Origin of the sequence: Paenibacillus sp. FSL F4-0097 (genome assembly GCF_038593125.1) — a bacterium.
GTDB lineage: Bacteria > Bacillota > Bacilli > Paenibacillales > Paenibacillaceae > Paenibacillus_AQ > Paenibacillus_AQ odorifer.
Window position 1 is genome coordinate 3,056,071 of sequence record NZ_CP151965.1, and the last position, 16,402, is coordinate 3,072,472.

General features: G+C 45.7%; 14 protein-coding genes. 12 read left to right on the top strand and 2 right to left on the bottom strand.

The window, feature by feature from the left end; all coding sequences use genetic code 11:
• Nucleotides 1-8 precede the first annotated feature (8 nt).
• From MHH86_RS13740 to ftsY, 8 genes are all read left to right on the top strand, one after another.
• Entirely contained in the window at nucleotides 9-998 is a 990-nt protein-coding gene (locus MHH86_RS13740; RefSeq protein ID WP_139329841.1) for a beta-ketoacyl-ACP synthase III, read from the top strand.
• A gap of 21 nt (nucleotides 999-1,019) precedes the next feature.
• Nucleotides 1,020-1,943 carry an ACP S-malonyltransferase gene (gene fabD, locus MHH86_RS13745; RefSeq protein WP_076224162.1) on the top strand — a complete coding sequence of 308 codons (924 nt, stop codon included), beginning with the start codon at nucleotides 1,020-1,022 and terminating at the stop codon, nucleotides 1,941-1,943.
• A gap of 54 nt (nucleotides 1,944-1,997) precedes the next feature.
• Nucleotides 1,998-2,747 (top strand): 3-oxoacyl-[acyl-carrier-protein] reductase, encoded by a 750-nt coding sequence (fabG, locus tag MHH86_RS13750; protein ID WP_036686492.1) that lies wholly within the window; start codon nucleotides 1,998-2,000, stop codon nucleotides 2,745-2,747.
• Between the two features lie 125 nt (nucleotides 2,748-2,872).
• Nucleotides 2,873-3,106 (top strand): acyl carrier protein, encoded by a 234-nt coding sequence (locus MHH86_RS13755; protein WP_036686493.1) that lies wholly within the window; start codon nucleotides 2,873-2,875, stop codon nucleotides 3,104-3,106.
• Between the two features lie 218 nt (nucleotides 3,107-3,324).
• On the top strand, nucleotides 3,325-4,560 hold the full coding sequence (gene fabF, locus MHH86_RS13760; protein ID WP_076101782.1) for a beta-ketoacyl-ACP synthase II: 1,236 nt from the start codon (nucleotides 3,325-3,327) through the stop codon (nucleotides 4,558-4,560).
• Between the two features lie 15 nt (nucleotides 4,561-4,575).
• Nucleotides 4,576-5,280 (top strand): ribonuclease III, encoded by a 705-nt coding sequence (rnc, locus tag MHH86_RS13765; RefSeq protein WP_038570606.1) that lies wholly within the window; start codon nucleotides 4,576-4,578, stop codon nucleotides 5,278-5,280.
• Nucleotides 5,281-5,553: 273 nt separating this feature from the next.
• A complete protein-coding gene (smc, locus tag MHH86_RS13770; protein ID WP_036686496.1) occupies nucleotides 5,554-9,123 on the top strand; it encodes a chromosome segregation protein SMC in 3,570 nt (1,189 codons plus the stop codon).
• 36 nt (nucleotides 9,124-9,159) lie between these two features.
• Nucleotides 9,160-10,167, top strand: coding sequence for a signal recognition particle-docking protein FtsY (gene ftsY, locus MHH86_RS13775; protein WP_036686498.1), 1,008 nt, complete (start codon nucleotides 9,160-9,162; stop codon nucleotides 10,165-10,167).
• A 125-nt stretch (nucleotides 10,168-10,292) separates the two neighbouring features.
• On the opposite strand, the gene MHH86_RS13780 is transcribed toward ftsY, so the two are convergent.
• Nucleotides 10,293-11,171, bottom strand: a complete 879-nt coding sequence (locus MHH86_RS13780; protein WP_076141473.1) for a DUF1835 domain-containing protein — start codon at nucleotides 11,169-11,171, stop codon at nucleotides 10,293-10,295.
• 354 nt (nucleotides 11,172-11,525) lie between these two features.
• On the opposite strand from MHH86_RS13780, the gene MHH86_RS13785 reads away from it, so the two are divergent.
• The 4 genes from MHH86_RS13785 (at nucleotide 11,526) to MHH86_RS13800 (ending at nucleotide 15,910) form a co-directional block, all read left to right on the top strand.
• On the top strand, nucleotides 11,526-12,989 hold the full coding sequence (locus MHH86_RS13785; protein WP_076316196.1) for a circularly permuted type 2 ATP-grasp protein: 1,464 nt from the start codon (nucleotides 11,526-11,528) through the stop codon (nucleotides 12,987-12,989).
• A gap of 75 nt (nucleotides 12,990-13,064) precedes the next feature.
• Nucleotides 13,065-14,018: an alpha-E domain-containing protein gene (locus MHH86_RS13790; RefSeq protein WP_036686637.1), complete on the top strand. Its 954-nt coding sequence runs from the start codon at nucleotides 13,065-13,067 to the stop codon at nucleotides 14,016-14,018.
• The gene (locus tag MHH86_RS13795; RefSeq protein ID WP_036686503.1) at nucleotides 14,015-14,881 is read left to right on the top strand and encodes a transglutaminase family protein; all 867 of its coding nucleotides are present in this window, start codon (nucleotides 14,015-14,017) and stop codon (nucleotides 14,879-14,881) included. Before MHH86_RS13790 ends, MHH86_RS13795 begins: the two co-directional genes overlap by 4 nt.
• A gap of 219 nt (nucleotides 14,882-15,100) precedes the next feature.
• A complete protein-coding gene (locus tag MHH86_RS13800; protein ID WP_076224165.1) occupies nucleotides 15,101-15,910 on the top strand; it encodes an SDR family NAD(P)-dependent oxidoreductase in 810 nt (269 codons plus the stop codon).
• On the opposite strand, the gene MHH86_RS13805 is transcribed toward MHH86_RS13800, so the two are convergent.
• Nucleotides 15,902-16,378 (bottom strand): SRPBCC family protein, encoded by a 477-nt coding sequence (locus MHH86_RS13805; RefSeq protein WP_036686508.1) that lies wholly within the window; start codon nucleotides 16,376-16,378, stop codon nucleotides 15,902-15,904. The genes MHH86_RS13800 and MHH86_RS13805 overlap by 9 nt on opposite strands.
• Nucleotides 16,379-16,402: the final 24 nt, after the last annotated feature.

Below are 16,402 nucleotides of genomic sequence, written 5' to 3' on the forward strand. Positions count from 1 at the left end.
GTGACGAAATGAAACAGTTGCGGCCGGTTGGGATTATCGGTACGGGTAAATATGTACCTGAGAAAATTTTAACAAACAGTGATCTAGAAAAAATAGTGGAGACTAACGATGAATGGATCGTCAGTCGGACAGGGATCCGTGAAAGACATATCGCTGCACCACATGAGGCAACTTCTGATTTAGCCTATGAAGCTGCACTTAAAGCTTTGGATTCTGCAGGCATGAAAGCCGAAGATCTGGATCTTATTATTATTGCAACGGTAACCCCTGATAGCTCCTTTCCTTCCACAGCCTGCATTTTGCAGGATAAACTTGGAGCAAAAGGTGCTGCGGCATTTGACTTGTCAGCAGCCTGCTCTGGTTTTGTATACAGCCTAGCTACTGCGGTTGGCTTTATTCAGAACGGAATGTACAATAATGCACTCATAATTGGTGCGGACACTTTATCCCGCATCACTGATTATACGGATCGTAACACCTGTGTACTGTTTGGCGATGGTGCAGGAGCAGTAATCATCGGTGAGGTTCCAGAGGGACGCGGTTTCCAATCCTTCGATCTGGGTGCTGAAGGTTCTGGAGGAAACTTGCTTAAGCTGGAAGCTGGGGGCTCGCGCTTGCCTGCATCTCAGCAGACGGTTGAAGACAAGAAACATTTTATCTATATGAATGGCCGTGAAGTGTTTAAGTTTGCCGTTCGTGTTATGGGCTCAGCTACAGAACGTGTGCTTACTAAAGCCGGATTAGGTAAAGAAGATATTGATTTGTTCGTACCGCACCAAGCGAATATTCGTATCATTCAATCCGCTATGCAGCGGCTTGACCTGCCACCGGAGAAATGTGTAATCAATGTTGATAAATATGCTAATACATCAGCAGCTTCTATTCCTTTAGCTCTAGTTGAAGCAGCGGAAGAAGGACGCATGAAGGAAGGCGACACGGTTCTGATGGTTGGATTCGGCGGTGGCTTGACTTGGGGCGCGTCCGTATTGATCTGGTAATAGAGGAAGGAGTTCTTACTTATGAGTAAAATCGCATTTGTCTTTCCCGGTCAGGGTGCACAGGCAGTTGGAATGGGTAGAGATGTATATGAAGCTCTTCCGCACAGCCGCGCGGTATTCGAAAAAGGTGATGAGGTGCTCGGATTTCCACTGAGCCAGCTGATTTTTGAAGGACCTGACAGTGATTTGAAACAGACCGTAAATACGCAACCAGCTCTGCTAACAGCAAGTGTGGCTTATCTGGAAGCATTACGTGATCAAGGGATGAAGCCGGATTATGTAGCTGGTCATAGCCTAGGAGAATACAGCGCACTGGTTGCGGCAGGCGTATTGTCCTATGAAGATGCTGTAAGATTTGTGCGTTTACGCGGTCGTTTTATGGAGGAAGCTGTTCCAGGTGGACAGGGAGCTATGGCTGCAGTGCTTGGTGCGGAGCGGGATGCTCTGGCAGAATTATGCCGGAGCGTATCCGAGGAGAGCGGCGTGGTAGAACTGGCGAATGTGAACTGCCCGGGACAGATTGTTGTTTCTGGTTCACAAGCCGGGGTTAACGGTGTTGTGCAGCGTGTTAAGGAAGCAGGCGGAAAGCGGGCTATTCCGCTGGAAGTAAGTGGACCTTTTCACTCTTCGATGATGAAGGCTGCGGCAGACCGCTTGGCAGACGAGCTGAAGAGTGTTACTTTTAATGCTCCGGCTGTACCTGTTATTGTCAATGTTACCGCAGCACCTGTAACGGATCCTGAAGAAATCCGTGAACTGCTTGTCCGCCAGGTGTACTCCCCTGTGCTCTGGCAAGACAGTATTGAATGGCTGATTGCTGATGGTGTGGATACTTTTGTGGAAATTGGTTCTGGCAGTGTTCTGGCAGGTCTGATCCGCAAAATAGACAAAACGGTCAAAGTAATCAACATTAACACGCTAGAAAGTGTGCAAGCTGTCTTGTAAGATACGTTCAAACATTGTTTATCAATAGCAATATGATCGAAGGGGGAATAAATGATGTTCTCAGCATTGCGGGGTCAAACGGCCCTTGTAACTGGTGGCTCTCGCGGCATCGGCCGCAGTATTGCACTTGCTCTCGCGGAACATGGCGTGAAGGTGGCCGTGAACTATGCGGGCAGTGAAGCAGCCGCACAAGAGACCGTAGCTCGGATTGTCGAGCTTGGCTCGGAGGGTATTGCCCTTCGTGGCGATGTCGGCAATAGTGAACAGGCCGAGAACCTTGTCAAAGAGGTTCTGAATACCTGGGGACGTATTGACATTGTTGTCAATAATGCCGGCATTACCAGAGACAACCTGATTATGCGCATGAAAGAAGAAGAGTTCGATCAAGTGATCGAAACGAATCTAAAAGGGGTGTTTAACTGCCTAAAGGCAGCTACACGCCCTATGATGAAGCAACGCTACGGGCGAATTATCAATATTTCTTCCGTAGTAGGTGTAACAGGAAATCCTGGACAAGCTAATTACTCCGCAGCTAAGGCAGGTGTCATCGGTTTAACGAAGGCATCGGCTCGTGAGCTTTCCTCACGGGGGATCACGGTGAACTGTATCGCTCCTGGCTTCATTGATACAGATATGACGCGTGAGCTCTCTGAGGAAGTGCGCAGTGAGCTTGAGAAGGGCATTCCACTTGCTCGTCTGGGGCGCCCTGAAGAGATTGCTATGGCTGTAGTCTTCCTGGCCTCTGAAGGCGCTGCGTATATGACCGGCCAGACACTACACGTGGATGGCGGGATGTATATGTAACTCTCCGTCAAGGAGAAATTACACTGTTTTAATGCTGAAATGTGAGGGATAAAGAAAGCGTTTTTGACGCTCTATGGTATTTTGAACTCATATCTCGTATAATACCAAAAGAGGAGGTGAACCGGATGTCCGATGTATTAGAGCGTGTAAAACGCATTGTCATCGACCGCTTAGGTGCCGATGAAGCTGAGGTAACATTAGAAGCGTCTTTCAAAGATGATTTAGGTGCTGATTCTCTTGATGTAGTAGAATTGGTTATGGAATTGGAAGATGAATTCGATATGGAAATCTCTGATGAAGATGCAGAGACGATTACGACCGTGGGTGAAGTTGTGAAGTACATACAATCTCATACCTAGAGTCATATGATTGAGAGTCCCGTTCCTGCTAGGGCGGGACTTCTCCTCATTTATAGAGCATTAAAGAGGAATCAAAGGTTGCCTTGAGCAACTATATAAGGGATATAACAGAACCGCAGGATGGTTATTGATGCGGTTATCGCTGTTCATATAGTAGCAACAGAAAGTATATAAGTTCTGAATATAATGTATACAACCTATAGATGGGGTGATTGTGTTTGAGTCATAGAGTGGTTGTTACCGGGATGGGCGTAGTTACATCATTGGGCAAAGATTTGGAGACGTTCTGGGATAATCTTATGAGCGGCAAATCCGGTGTATCACAGGTTGAGACCTTTGATGTCAGTGAGTATACTACGCAAATAGCATCCTCTGTTAAAGATTTTGATCCAGAGGCACTTTTTGGTCGTAAGGAAGCCCGCAAAATGGACCGTTTTGTACAATTTGCAGTGGCTGCCGGTGAGGATGCGTTGCGAGATAGCGGACTTAAGATCGGTGAAGATATTGATGCCGAAAGAATAGGTGTATCTGTAGGATCAGGTATTGGTGGTCTTGGAACTTGGGAAGACAATCATAACTTGTTGCTTGAAAAAGGACCGAAGCGGGTTAGTCCGTTCTTCATTCCGATGATGATCGCTAACATGGGTTCTGGACAGTTGTCCATTAACCTTGGAGCAAAGGGTCCTAATACGACGACAGTAACTGCTTGTGCTACAGGAAGTCACTCCATTGGGGAATCCTTCCGCTTGATTCAACGTGGAGACGCAGATGCAATGATCTGCGGTGGTTCCGAAGCGACCATTCGTCCAACAGGTATGGCTGGTTTTTGTGCAATGAGAGCAATGTCCACTCGCAATGATGAGCCTGAGAAGGCAAGTCGTCCGTTTGATGTGGATCGCGATGGTTTTGTTATGGGTGAAGGCGCCGGGATTCTTATTCTGGAATCACTCGAACATGCTGAAAAGCGCGGAGCGAAGATCTATGCTGAGGTTATCGGTTATGGTCTAAGCGCAGATGCTCATCATATGACTGAGCCTGATCCAGATGGTGCAGCTCGCTGCATGAAGATGGCAATCCGGGATGCTGGTATCTCTCCTGAAGATATTGATTATATCAATGCTCATGGTACTTCAACGCCTGTAGGAGATAGATCAGAAACTGCTGCTGTTAAGAAAGCATTGGGTGATCATGCATATAAAGTGGCAATCAGTTCAACGAAATCCATGACAGGTCACCTTCTGGGTGCCGCTGGTGGAGTAGAAGCTATTATTTGTGGCCTTTCCTTGCAAAAAGGGATGATTGCGCCAACGATTAATTTGGACAACCAAGACCCGGAATGTGATCTGGATTATGTACCAAATGTGCCACGTAAAGCTGATCTTGATATTGTAATGTCGAATTCGTTCGGCTTCGGGGGACATAACGCAACAGTTATTCTAAAAAAATATAATTAGTAAGGGGACAGTGCGGTGAAAGGAGAACTGAAGCAGTTACAACAGCAACTTCAAATCCAATTTCACGATTCTGTGCTTCTGAAGCAGGCCTTTACCCATGCATCCTATGTGAATGAACACCGTTTCAATCAGCATCAGGACAATGAGCGTCTCGAATTTCTTGGGGATGCAGTTCTGGAGTTAACGGTTTCTGAATATTTGTACAATCTATTGCCAGACCGACCTGAGGGAGAGTTGACCAAGCTGCGGGCCGCTATTGTATGCGAGCCTTCACTGGTCAAATTTGCGGAGAGTTTAGGTTTTGGCCGTTATGTACTGTTGGGCAAAGGGGAAGAACTTACGGGCGGACGTACTCGCCCGGCCCTGCTGGCTGATGTATTCGAATCCTTCGTGGGAGCGCTTTATCTCGACCAAGGACTGGAAACGGTGCGAAGTTTTCTTGATAATCACGTATTTCCTCTGGTGGAAACGGATGGGAAATTGCAAATGCAGATGACCGATTATAAGACGGAACTGCAAGAGCTAATTCAGCAGCACAATATGGGTACATTGGAATATCGAATTATAGAAGAACGGGGACCCGCACATGAGCGTGAATTCGTCTCAGAGGTGTATATGGCTAACCGTTCACTTGGTAAAGGAAGCGGCCGGTCCAAGAAGGAAGCAGAGCAGCAGGCAGCGGCAGCTGCACTCTTGCATCTGAAAGAGGACGGTGCCTGAGTTTTGCATCAAGGGGACAAGCGGAGGAGAGCAGCAAAGGTCTGAATACCGGCGTTTAGGCGGAGCTCAGACCGTTGCTGCTCTTTTTCGACAATATAAGAACTTATATGTCCACGTTATAAAGTAGCCTTCTATTTCTCGCTTAGACACTTGCCGTCCTTATAGGGAAGTTAAGCGAAAGCGTTTATGCTTGAAGGATAGAATAAGCTGCATCTTAATGGTTTTTTAGGGTACAAACGCTATGGTATAATGGGTCAGAGGTGATTGGCAAGTATGTTTTTGAAACGGATAGAATTAGCTGGTTTTAAATCATTTGCCGACAAAACAGAAATGGAGTTTGTGCGCGGTATAACGGCTGTAGTTGGCCCGAACGGAAGCGGCAAAAGCAATATTTCTGACGGCATACGCTGGGTACTCGGCGAACAGAGTGCTAAATCACTGCGTGGCGGCAAGATGGAGGATATCATTTTTGCTGGAAGTGATGCGCGTAAAGCCGTGAATTATGGCGAAGTATCACTTACGCTTGATAATGAAGATCACACACTTCCGCTGGATTTTAGCGAAGTTACAGTGACTCGGAGAGTTCATCGCAGTGGAGATAGTGAATATTTAATTAATAAGCAATCCTGCCGTTTGAAGGATATCACAGAGCTGTTTATGGATACCGGTATCGGACGTGAAGCCTATTCGATTATCGGGCAGGGTAGGATTGAAGAAATTCTAAGTACTCGTTCCGAAGATCGGCGAGGCATCTTTGAAGAAGCATCAGGTATTGTAAAATATAAATCGCGCAAGAAAGACGCAAGTCGAAAGCTGGATGATACCGAGCAAAACCTGCTTCGTATTCATGATTTGATCAGTGAGCTTGAGGATCAGATTGGGCCACTTAAGGATCAGTCCGAGAAAGCTATCCGCTTTAAGGAACTTCGCGAACAATTAAAACATCAGGAAATTTCAGTATACGTACACCAGATTGAAGGCATTCATACCGCTTGGCAGGAAGGTAACGCAAAGCTTGAAACGTTGAAGGACGAGCAGCTGGAGCTGTCTACCGTTGTTTCGGCTCATGATGCCAAGCTGGAGAGCGGACGCTCTGAACTGCGCACACTCGAAGCACAGATCGAGAAGCAGCAAGAGCAATTGCTGCGTTATAGCGAAGCATTTGAGAAGAGCGAAGGTTACGGTGAAGTGCTGAGGGAACGCAAGCGAAATCTGGAAAGCAATCGTGAGCAGTTAATGCTCACGTTAGGTTCGGTTGGCGAGCGTTCTGCAGATCGTCAGCGTGAAGTCGTGGATCTGGAGCTTAAGCTTGAGCAATCGCGGCTTAAGCTTGTGGATCTTCGGAAACAGATCGAAGATGAAGAGACAAGGCTTGAAGGTGTGGCAGACGGGATTAGCCAGAGCCAGGAAGAAAAGCTCAAAAGTGCTCTTTTGGAGTTAATGAACCTTATGGCGAATGCACGTAACGAAATTCGTTACGCGGATCAACAGAAGGAGAATCTGGAACGTCGTATGAGCCGCAGTGAAGAAGAAAGCGGCAAATGGACAGCCCGGCATGAAGAGTTGTCTGCCAACCAGAAAGGGCTGAAGGACAAGATTGCCCAGCTAGGGAAGGAACTTAGCAATCTTCGCGGGGCTTACATCACTGAAAGTGAACAGCTCAGTAAACGTCAGAAGCTGATTGAAGAAACACAGTCCGGTCTTCGGAAGTGGGAACAGAAGCGGGAAGCGCAAGTCTCTCGTCATGAGACCATGAAAGAGATGCAGGATGATTTCGATGGCTTCATGCTTGGGGTTAAAGAAGTGCTCAAGGGCGCCCGAAAAGGACAGCTCAACGGAGTGCATGGTGCGGTTGCAGAGCTGATCTCCGTTCCGGAGAAGCTGGAAATGGCGATTGAGACTGCTCTAGGTGCATCACTTCAGCATGTGGTCATGGATAATGAGACTGTGTCCCGCCAAGCGATATCATTTCTAAAGCAGCGTCAGCTGGGACGAGCTACCTTTCTTCCGCTAGATGTTATCCGGCCGCGCCAGATTTCTGGCAGTGACCGTGGTATGGTGGGTGATGCTGACGGATTTGTTGGAATTGGTTCCGAACTCGTTGGTTACGATGATAAATATACTAGCATTATCGGCAGTTTGCTCGGCAATGTGGTTATTGCGGAGAGCTTGGAGCAAGCGAACCGCATTGCCGCTAGATGCCAATATCGTTATCGGGTAGTTACACTGGAAGGCGATGTAGTTAATGCCGGCGGTTCGATGACCGGGGGTAGCCAGCATAAGAAGAACAATAGCTTGCTTAGCCGCAAACGTCAGCTGGATCAATTAAGCAGTGAAATTGAAGAAAGCGAACGTCAAATAGTGAAGCTGAAGCAAGGCATTGCCAGACTTCGTGAGGAGCAGGAGAACGCTAGCGTGAAGCTGGAGGACCTGCGCCGTGATGGTGACGAGAAGAGACTGGAAGAGCAAAGAGTCTCCGGTGATTTGAAGCAGCTCGAGCATGAGCTTCGGCATGTGCAGGAGCAAGTGGAGAGCACAGGTGCGGAACGCAGCGGCTTTGAGAGTGAAGTACGTGCGCTTGAAGAGACGCGGAAACAAGCCACTGCTGAGCTTGAACGCCTTGAAAAGGAAGAAAAGGAAGCCCATGAGGGTATCCGTAACGCTGAATCTGCGCGTAAAGCGAATGAATCAGCTAAGGAAGAGCTGCAAGGCAAGTTGACCAGTATGAAAGTCTCGGAAGGCAAGCTTGATCAGGAGATATTCTCCCTGGAGGAGCAGTTACGTCGCCTTAGACAAGATGTGGGTTCACAGGACAAGGAGCTGCGCCAGAATCGAAATCTGTTACATACGATAGAACAAGATCTGGCTAACAATGCTTTGGAAGCTGTGAAGCAGAAGGAAGATTTGAACAGTTACCGGTTGAAGAAGGAAGAGACGACTGGAACTTTGGATTTTGCCCGGGCTGAGCGTACAGCGTTAACCCGTAAGCTGGAACTTGAGGAAGGCAAGACTAAAGATCAACGTCAGGCCCTTAAAGTAGTCGAGGACAAGCTGCGTGCCACTGAAGTTTCTGTCGGTCGACTCGATGTGGAGCTGGATAATATTCTACGCAAGCTGAGTGATGACTACGAGCTAAGTTATGAATTAGCGAAACAGAGATATCCGGTGCCTGAAGATGTACCTGCCGCACAAGCCGATGTACAACGTTTGAAACGCAGTATTTCTGCGCTAGGTGAGGTTAACTTAGGGGCGATCGAAGAATATCAGCGGGTCCATGAACGGTATACGTTCCTCAGTGGACAAAAAGATGATCTAGTCGAAGCTAAGACTACTCTGTATCAGGTAATCCGTGAGATGGAAGATGAAATGTCTAAGCGTTTCAAACAGACCTTTGATGCGATCCGTAAACAGTTCGGGACCGTGTTCTCAAAGCTGTTCGGAGGCGGGCGAGCTGATCTTATGCTGCTGGATCCGGAACATATGCTGGAAACAGGTATAGATATCGTAGCCCAACCACCGGGTAAAAAATTGCAAAATCTGCAGCTCTTATCCGGCGGCGAACGCGCTCTAACTGCGATGGCGTTATTGTTTGCTATCCTGCAAGTGAAGCCAGTTCCGTTCTGCGTATTGGATGAGGTTGAGGCTGCACTCGACGAAGCAAACGTTGTTCGTTTTGCACAGTACTTACGCGAGTTCTCTGAACAAACTCAGTTCATCGTCGTTACCCACCGCAAAGGAACGATGGAAGAGGCGGACGTGTTATACGGAGTAACGATGGAAGAGGGCGGCGTCTCCAAGCTCGTCTCAGTACGTTTAGAGGATGAAGAAGCTGAGATTGCTTAAATTCATCAAAGAAGAGAAACTTTTAGGAGGAACCAAATGAGCTTTTTTAGAAAATTAAAAGAAAGCATTTCCGGCAAAACGGAAAGTGTAACGAAACAATTCCGCGACGGATTAGAGAAAACCCGTAAAGGTTTTGTAGAGAAGGTCTCCGACCTTATCATCCGCCGCAAAAAGATAGATGAAGAGTTCTACGAAGAGCTGGAAGAGATTTTAATTGGTGCAGACGTGGGTGTAAACACTGTTATGACCCTTGTCGAGGATTTGCGTGCCGAAGTGAAGCAAAATCGGATTGAAGATGCTGCCGAGCTGAAGCCGATTTTGTCCCGTAAGCTTATGGAGCTGCTGCGCGGAGATGATGATAACAGCCTGAAGGAAAATCCGAATGGAATTACAGTTATTTTGTTCGTTGGGGTTAATGGCGTGGGCAAGACGACTACCATCGGCAAGCTGGCTCATCGTTACAAACAAGAAGGTAAAAAAGTTCTTTTGGCTGCAGGGGATACGTTCCGTGCCGGAGCGATTGAGCAGCTTGAGGTTTGGGGCCAACGCGCAGGCGTAGATGTCATTAAACAACAAGCAGGCTCTGACCCGGCGGCTGTAATGTACGATGCGGTGCAAGCGGCTAAACAGCGCAACGTGGATATCTTAATCTGCGATACTGCTGGCAGACTGCAGAATAAAAGCAATCTGATGGAAGAGCTCAACAAAATCTTCCGCGTCATTCAAAGAGAAATTCCAAGTGCTCCACATGAGGTACTGATGGTGTTAGATGCTACGACGGGTCAAAATGCACTTACACAAGCCAAGTTATTTGGTGAAAAGAGTGGCGTCACCGGCTTGGTTTTGACGAAGCTGGACGGTACGGCTAAAGGCGGAATCGTTGTAGCGATTCGTCAGGAAATGAATTTACCGGTGAAGTTTGTAGGTCTTGGAGAAAAAATGGAAGACTTGCAGCCATTTGATTCGCAGCAGTTCGTACATGCTCTTTTTGCCGGATTAATTGCCGAGGAAGAAGAGTCAGAAGAATCGGAAGAGCAAGTGTAATCAACGGCACAATATAATCATAAAGAAGTCATATTTACAAGGAATGTCCTCGAAGCTATATTTAGTTTAGGAGGGCATTCCTTTTCTTTTTTATAAAGGGTTTGTCCGTCATTTTGTAGCAACTGCTAAGCGACTCTTAGAAAGTATAAATGCATCGCGTAAGGGATCCCTTTAAATAACAGCTTTCCCTCACTAACTAGCCTCCAGAAGCGATATTCTATGAATGAGGTACTGATATACAAATTCCATTGCCCTATAATTGCGCCTACAATCAGACCTGCATTTACGTAGCCTTCTCTTTCCTCACACTGTTGAAGTTGCAGAATTAAAGAAAGAATTTCTTCGTCATAGTAACTCTCGGGAACATTCATAAGCTGGCCATCAACCCAAACTCTAAGCATATCCTCGGTGTTGCTTATTTTTTGCCATTCTAGTTCATACTGTTTTCTTTGAGCGGAGGTGACAGGGGATGTGTTTTCGGTAATTTTTATAATTTTTTGCACAGCTTCGTTTGGGAGCTGACTAAGTGCTCTGGGATATAAGCCGGTTTCAAATGGAGCGGCAATCTCCCTATAAGCCTTGACGGGATCAATAACATGAATAGGTTGCGTCCTCTCATTAAGAATAGAAAGCGCAAATCGTAAACCTGTCTGATCATGGGAGTTGTCTCCGCACCAAATAGTGATTTTTTTGTCCTCGGGAATTTCTTTTAAGGTCTGTATCACGGCTTCCAGTTTGTGCTGGGGATTGAGATGATAACCATGATCCGGAAATCGTTCCTGAAACCATAACTCACGGGTATGATAGCCTTCATTATTATGTAATTCACGCAACGGTCCAGCAGAGAATGTCTCATTAAATGAAAGTACTCGTATTAAATGGCGATAACCTAAATGACTAAGGGCTACCTTCATTGACCCCGCTTCCGATAGACCAAATAACAGATAAATGTGATTCCGCCTAAGCTCTTCCTGCTCAATTGACATAGTATATTTGTGCTCCATAGGTCACTCTCCCATCGCAACAAATTATACCATACTCAATGAATCCACATCCTCAGGCAACTATATAAAAAATACATTATATGAAAAATTCATAATAGTAATGCTTGTCACACTTCCTGCATACAATTCAATGATGAATGTACATTTCATCTCCGGCAACCTATATAAGAGAGAAAGGAAGCGATTCCAAAAAATACAAATACCTCTGGAATCACATTTCTCTGTTATATATGTTGACATGAACAAGTGGATTTACGTATTATGAGAATATAAACCAATATTTTCATGGATGTTTTCTGAAATGAAAGTATAAGTTGTTAACAAAGATTACATCTATCGAAAGGAGTCGGGCTCATGTCCAAATTAGATCCTCTGCCAGGTCTGTCTCCGTATCCATTACAGCATTTTTTCGATGAAATGTATGCTGATAAGAGGAATGTCCGGCCGCACTACAGACATGTGAACCGCATGTTTTCCGGAATGAGCTCCGAAGAGCTGCAAGGGAAGCAAAATCTAATGCAGCGTAGGATGATGGAAGAAGGAATTACCTTTACGCTTTACAATCCGGCTCAAGATCATCCTATGGAGCGAACGATCCCCTTCGATATGATTCCACGTATAATCCCTAAGAATGAGTGGGAGAGGCTAGAAGCTGGAATAATTCAGCGTATCACAGCTTTGAATTTGTTCATTCATGACATCTACCATGAGCAATACATTGTTAAAGATGGCATCGTCCCTAGGCGTATGATTATTTCCAACTGTTACTTCCGGCCAGAAATGTCAGGTCTGCGAGTGCCCGGTGGAGCTTACATCACCACCTCAGGAATCGATCTGATCCGCCATCACGATGGGCATTATTATGTACTTGAAGACAACCTGCGAACTCCCTCCGGCTTTTCCTATCTTTTTAAAGGCAGAACACTTATGAATCAATTGTTTCCTGAATTGTCCTTTGCCAGCTCCATCCGAGATGTAGATCATAGCTTAAATCGCTTCTTATCCGTGCTTCGTAGTCTATCTCCATCAAGGAGGTCAGATCCGGTTATAGCACTCCTAACGCCTGGAGAATACAATTCTGCATATTATGAACATGCTTTTTTGGCACAGCAGATGGGTATACATTTGGTCGAAGGACGAGATTTGGTAACAAAGGATCACAAAATATATCTGAAAGAAATGAACGGATTACGTCGAGTGGATGTGCTGTATCGTCGGTTGGACGATGATTACATTGACCCGCTAGCCTTTCAACCTGATTCTTTACTGGGTGTAGCAGGACTTATGAATGCTTATAGGGCAGGCAACATAGCGATTGCTAATGCTCCGGGAACCGGTGTTGCAGATGATAAAGCGATGTATGTCTATGTACCGGATATGATTCGTTATTATCTGAATGAAGAGCCGATCCTTGGCAATGTGCCGACGTATTTGTTATCCAGACCCGATGAACGCCTGTATGTTCTTGAGAACCTATTCGAAATGGTTGTTAAGGAAACCTCATTATCCGGAGGATATGGGATGTTGATCGGAAGCGAGGCAACCAAAGAAGAATTAGCCGAGTTCCGAATGAAAATTATTGCTGATCCAGATCGTTATGTGGCACAGCCAATTATGTCCTTGTCTAGAGCACCTGTATTGTCGGGAGGCACTATGGCACCCCGGCATATCGACCTTAGGGCTTTTGTATTAATGGGTGCAGACCGGAAGCCGCATGTCATACCTGGCGGATTAACACGAGTGGCTATGAAAGAAGGTTCATTAGTTGTGAATTCCTCGCAAGGTGGTGGCGTAAAGGATACTTGGGTTATGGCTTGATCTATTATCTTGTAAGCCTTGATTGTGAATCAAAAATATGCAGCATCAATTTGGAGGATAAAGGAGTGGCTAAAGATGCTGAATCGAAATGCGGAGGCTTTATTCTGGATCGGCCGATATATTGAAAGGGCAGAGAATCATGCGCGGCTAATCAATGTACATTATCATATCCAGCAGGAAGAGGATTTTCAGGAAGAAGGACATAAATGGTCGAGGCTTATCGATGCATTAGGGGTTCGAAGTGAATATTTACAGCAGTTCGAAACCTTTTCTGAACAGGACGTGTTATCCTTTATTACACTTGATTTAGGCAATTCGAATTCATTATTCTCTTGCGTACATCATGCCAGAAATAATCTTCGCACACTGCGCCAGCATCTTCCAAGTGAGCTATGGGATGTCGTCAACAGCTTTAATCTATGGCTTGGTGAGCGGTCAGTTGCTGATATTATGAGTGGTCCACATCATTTCTACCAGCAGGTGAAGGAACGTGCAGCTATGTTTCTAGGAGCAGAACAATCCGTAATGCTTAGAGGGAATGAATGGCACTTTATAGAGAGCGGCCGTTTTTTGGAACGGGCCGAGAATACGACGCGTATTTTGCAGGCAGTTATAGCCTCTTGCCGTTTCAAAGAGCTTAATGCAATCTATATTCAGTTACAGGCTGTGCTGAAATCCGTAAGTGGGTATCAGGCGTTTCGCCGTTATTATGCAGATGCCATGTCACCGGAGAGCATTTTAGATTTTTTGATCGCGAATCCCAAATTTCCACGTTCGATCCGCTTTTCTTTTCACCAGCTGGAAGAACATTTAGCTAGACTTGAACTGGATTCCTCAGAAAAAGGCTCAGGTCATGAGAAGGTCATCCGTCAAGCAGGAAAGCTGAAGGCAGAGCTGGATTATATGGAAAAAGAAGAAATGTCCGGTGAGCTGGTGGAAGATGTACTGCAATCACTCGTAATATCTTGCCAGAGACTGGGCAAAACGATGGAGGGCGCCTTTTTTCGGCGAGAAGGAGTATCTGTATGAAGATTCAAATCAATCACACCACCACATACAGTTATCCAGAGCCGGTTACGGACAGTGTCAATGAAATCAGACTCACCCCTCGCACCAACTATCGGCAATCCTGTTATCACCACGAGGTTGAAGTATATCCGGCAGCTAATCTATTAACGTATGAGGATTTCTTTGGTAATCGGGTGCATGCCTATTCAGTTAATAAGCCACATACGGAAATGGTAATCCATACGAAAGCTACTGTAGTAACACTGGATAAATCTCAAGGTACCGATCTTCCGCGAACCAGCCTTGAAGAGCAAGTTAAACTGCTAAATGATGAGAAGTTTCAGAACCGGTACATTGAGTTTATTTTGCCGACCCGTTATACCGAGGTGACTCCTGAATTGGTAGAGTTCGCCTCACAGTACCCTTTTAGTGAAGCTGAAGATATGTATCAATGGATTCTGAGGTTATCTTCGACGATTTATGAACAGTTCACCTATGATCCTGAGGCAACAAGCGTAAATACAACGGTAAAAAAAGCCCTGAAGCTCAAGCGGGGTGTCTGTCAGGATTATGCTCATCTTATGATCGCTGTCTGCCGCAGTGTGGGTCTGCCTTCCAGATATGTTAGTGGATATCATTTTGTCGGTGATCTACAGAGCAGCAATGCCAATTTCGAGCAGGCTTCACATGCTTGGGTGGAGACCCATATTCCGGGTACGGGCTGGCTTGGTTTTGATCCGACGAATAATGTTGAAGTGAACTGGCGTTATATCAAGCTGGGTCATGGACGGGATTATAAAGATATAGTACCTGTAAAAGGGGTATATCGCGGCGGAGCAGGCACACTGACTGTAAAAGTGGACGTACGCAAGCTGGACAATTGAATTGAAATAATCGAAACATCGAACATCGAACATCGAAACAATCAAAAAAATCAAAATATTCGAAACAAACTCTCCGCTCATCTTATTGAATGGGGAGATTTTTTTGTGCGGCGTGCTTAAATTATGAAGATTTATGAACGAGATGATTCCATTACAGGTTTATTTGGGTAATCTTGATCCATAGTACTTATCTTACAGACATTAGAGGAGAGATTACATATGAGCCCAAACATATCTAAGAAACAAAGATTTATTGGAAAAACAGCGATTATAACCGGAGCGGGCTCGGGAATTGGCCGTGCTACCGCTATTAAGCTGGCGCGGGAAGGTGCAAATGTAGCATTGTTTGATTTAAATCTTGAAAGAACCTCTTCCTTGGCAGAAAAGCTTAATAAGCTTCGAAAAGATTGCGCGCTGGCCATAGAGGTAGATACTTCCGATGAGAAAAAGATAGAGGAAGCCGTACGTTGTACGGTGGAACAATTCGGAGGCGTGGATGTAGTATTCGCTAACGCGGGAATTAATGGCGCTGTAGGTCCGATAGAAGAACTGAGCTTGAGCGACTGGGAGCGTACGATGTCGGTGAATTTGACGGGGACTTTTTTGACCCTGAAATATACCATTCCTCATCTGAAAGATAAAGGGAAGGGCAGTATTATTATTACTAGTTCCATTAATGGGAACACTAGATTTGCCAGCTTTGGGTGGTCTACTTATAGCACTACCAAAGCTGGACAGGTGGCTTTTGCCAAAATGGCAGCTCTCGAGCTTGCTAAGTTTAAGATTCGTGTAAATGTGATCTGCCCTGGGGCTATTGCTACGAATATAGATGAAACCACTGAAATGAGCGAAGATGTTGAAGCGATCGTCATTCCGATTGAATTCCCTGATGGAGCGCAACCCTTGGCGGATGGACCGGGCAAGCCGGATAATGTCGCTGATCTCGTTGCTTTTCTGGCTTCGGATGAATCTATCCATATTACAGGTGCGCAAATCGTGATTGACGGCGCGGAGTCCTTGTTATCCTAATTTCGAGATGGCTTCCCGGTAATGCTCGTACAATTTGTTCCATTCGTCTTTCCGTGACTCCAGCGTCGTGCCTTCCAAAAGATGCTGGATCACTTCTAGACAAACATGCCAGCCAGCGAGATCTCGTGGTGTATGCGAGGTGAGCGTCTGTAGTGTTTCATTCAAGATGAGTAAACAGCCTTCTGAATTAGGGTATAACTCAAAACGAACAAGATCCTCAGCCCATGTAAACTCAAAAGTAGATTGATGCTGTAGCTCAGTAATTTTCATATCCACAAACGTTCCGTTTTGCATATCAAACTTTATAAGTCCGCCTTCACGCAGGTCCTCGATTTTTAATTCAGAGAACCATAAGGCAAGCTTCTCATTTTCGGTCAAATAGGACCAAATCTCAGTTGCGGAATGCTTTAACTGGCGTTCGAAACGAGCGACATAATGTTGATCTTCTTTTTGGATGTTAGCTAACATGAATATTCTCCTTTGGACTACTGT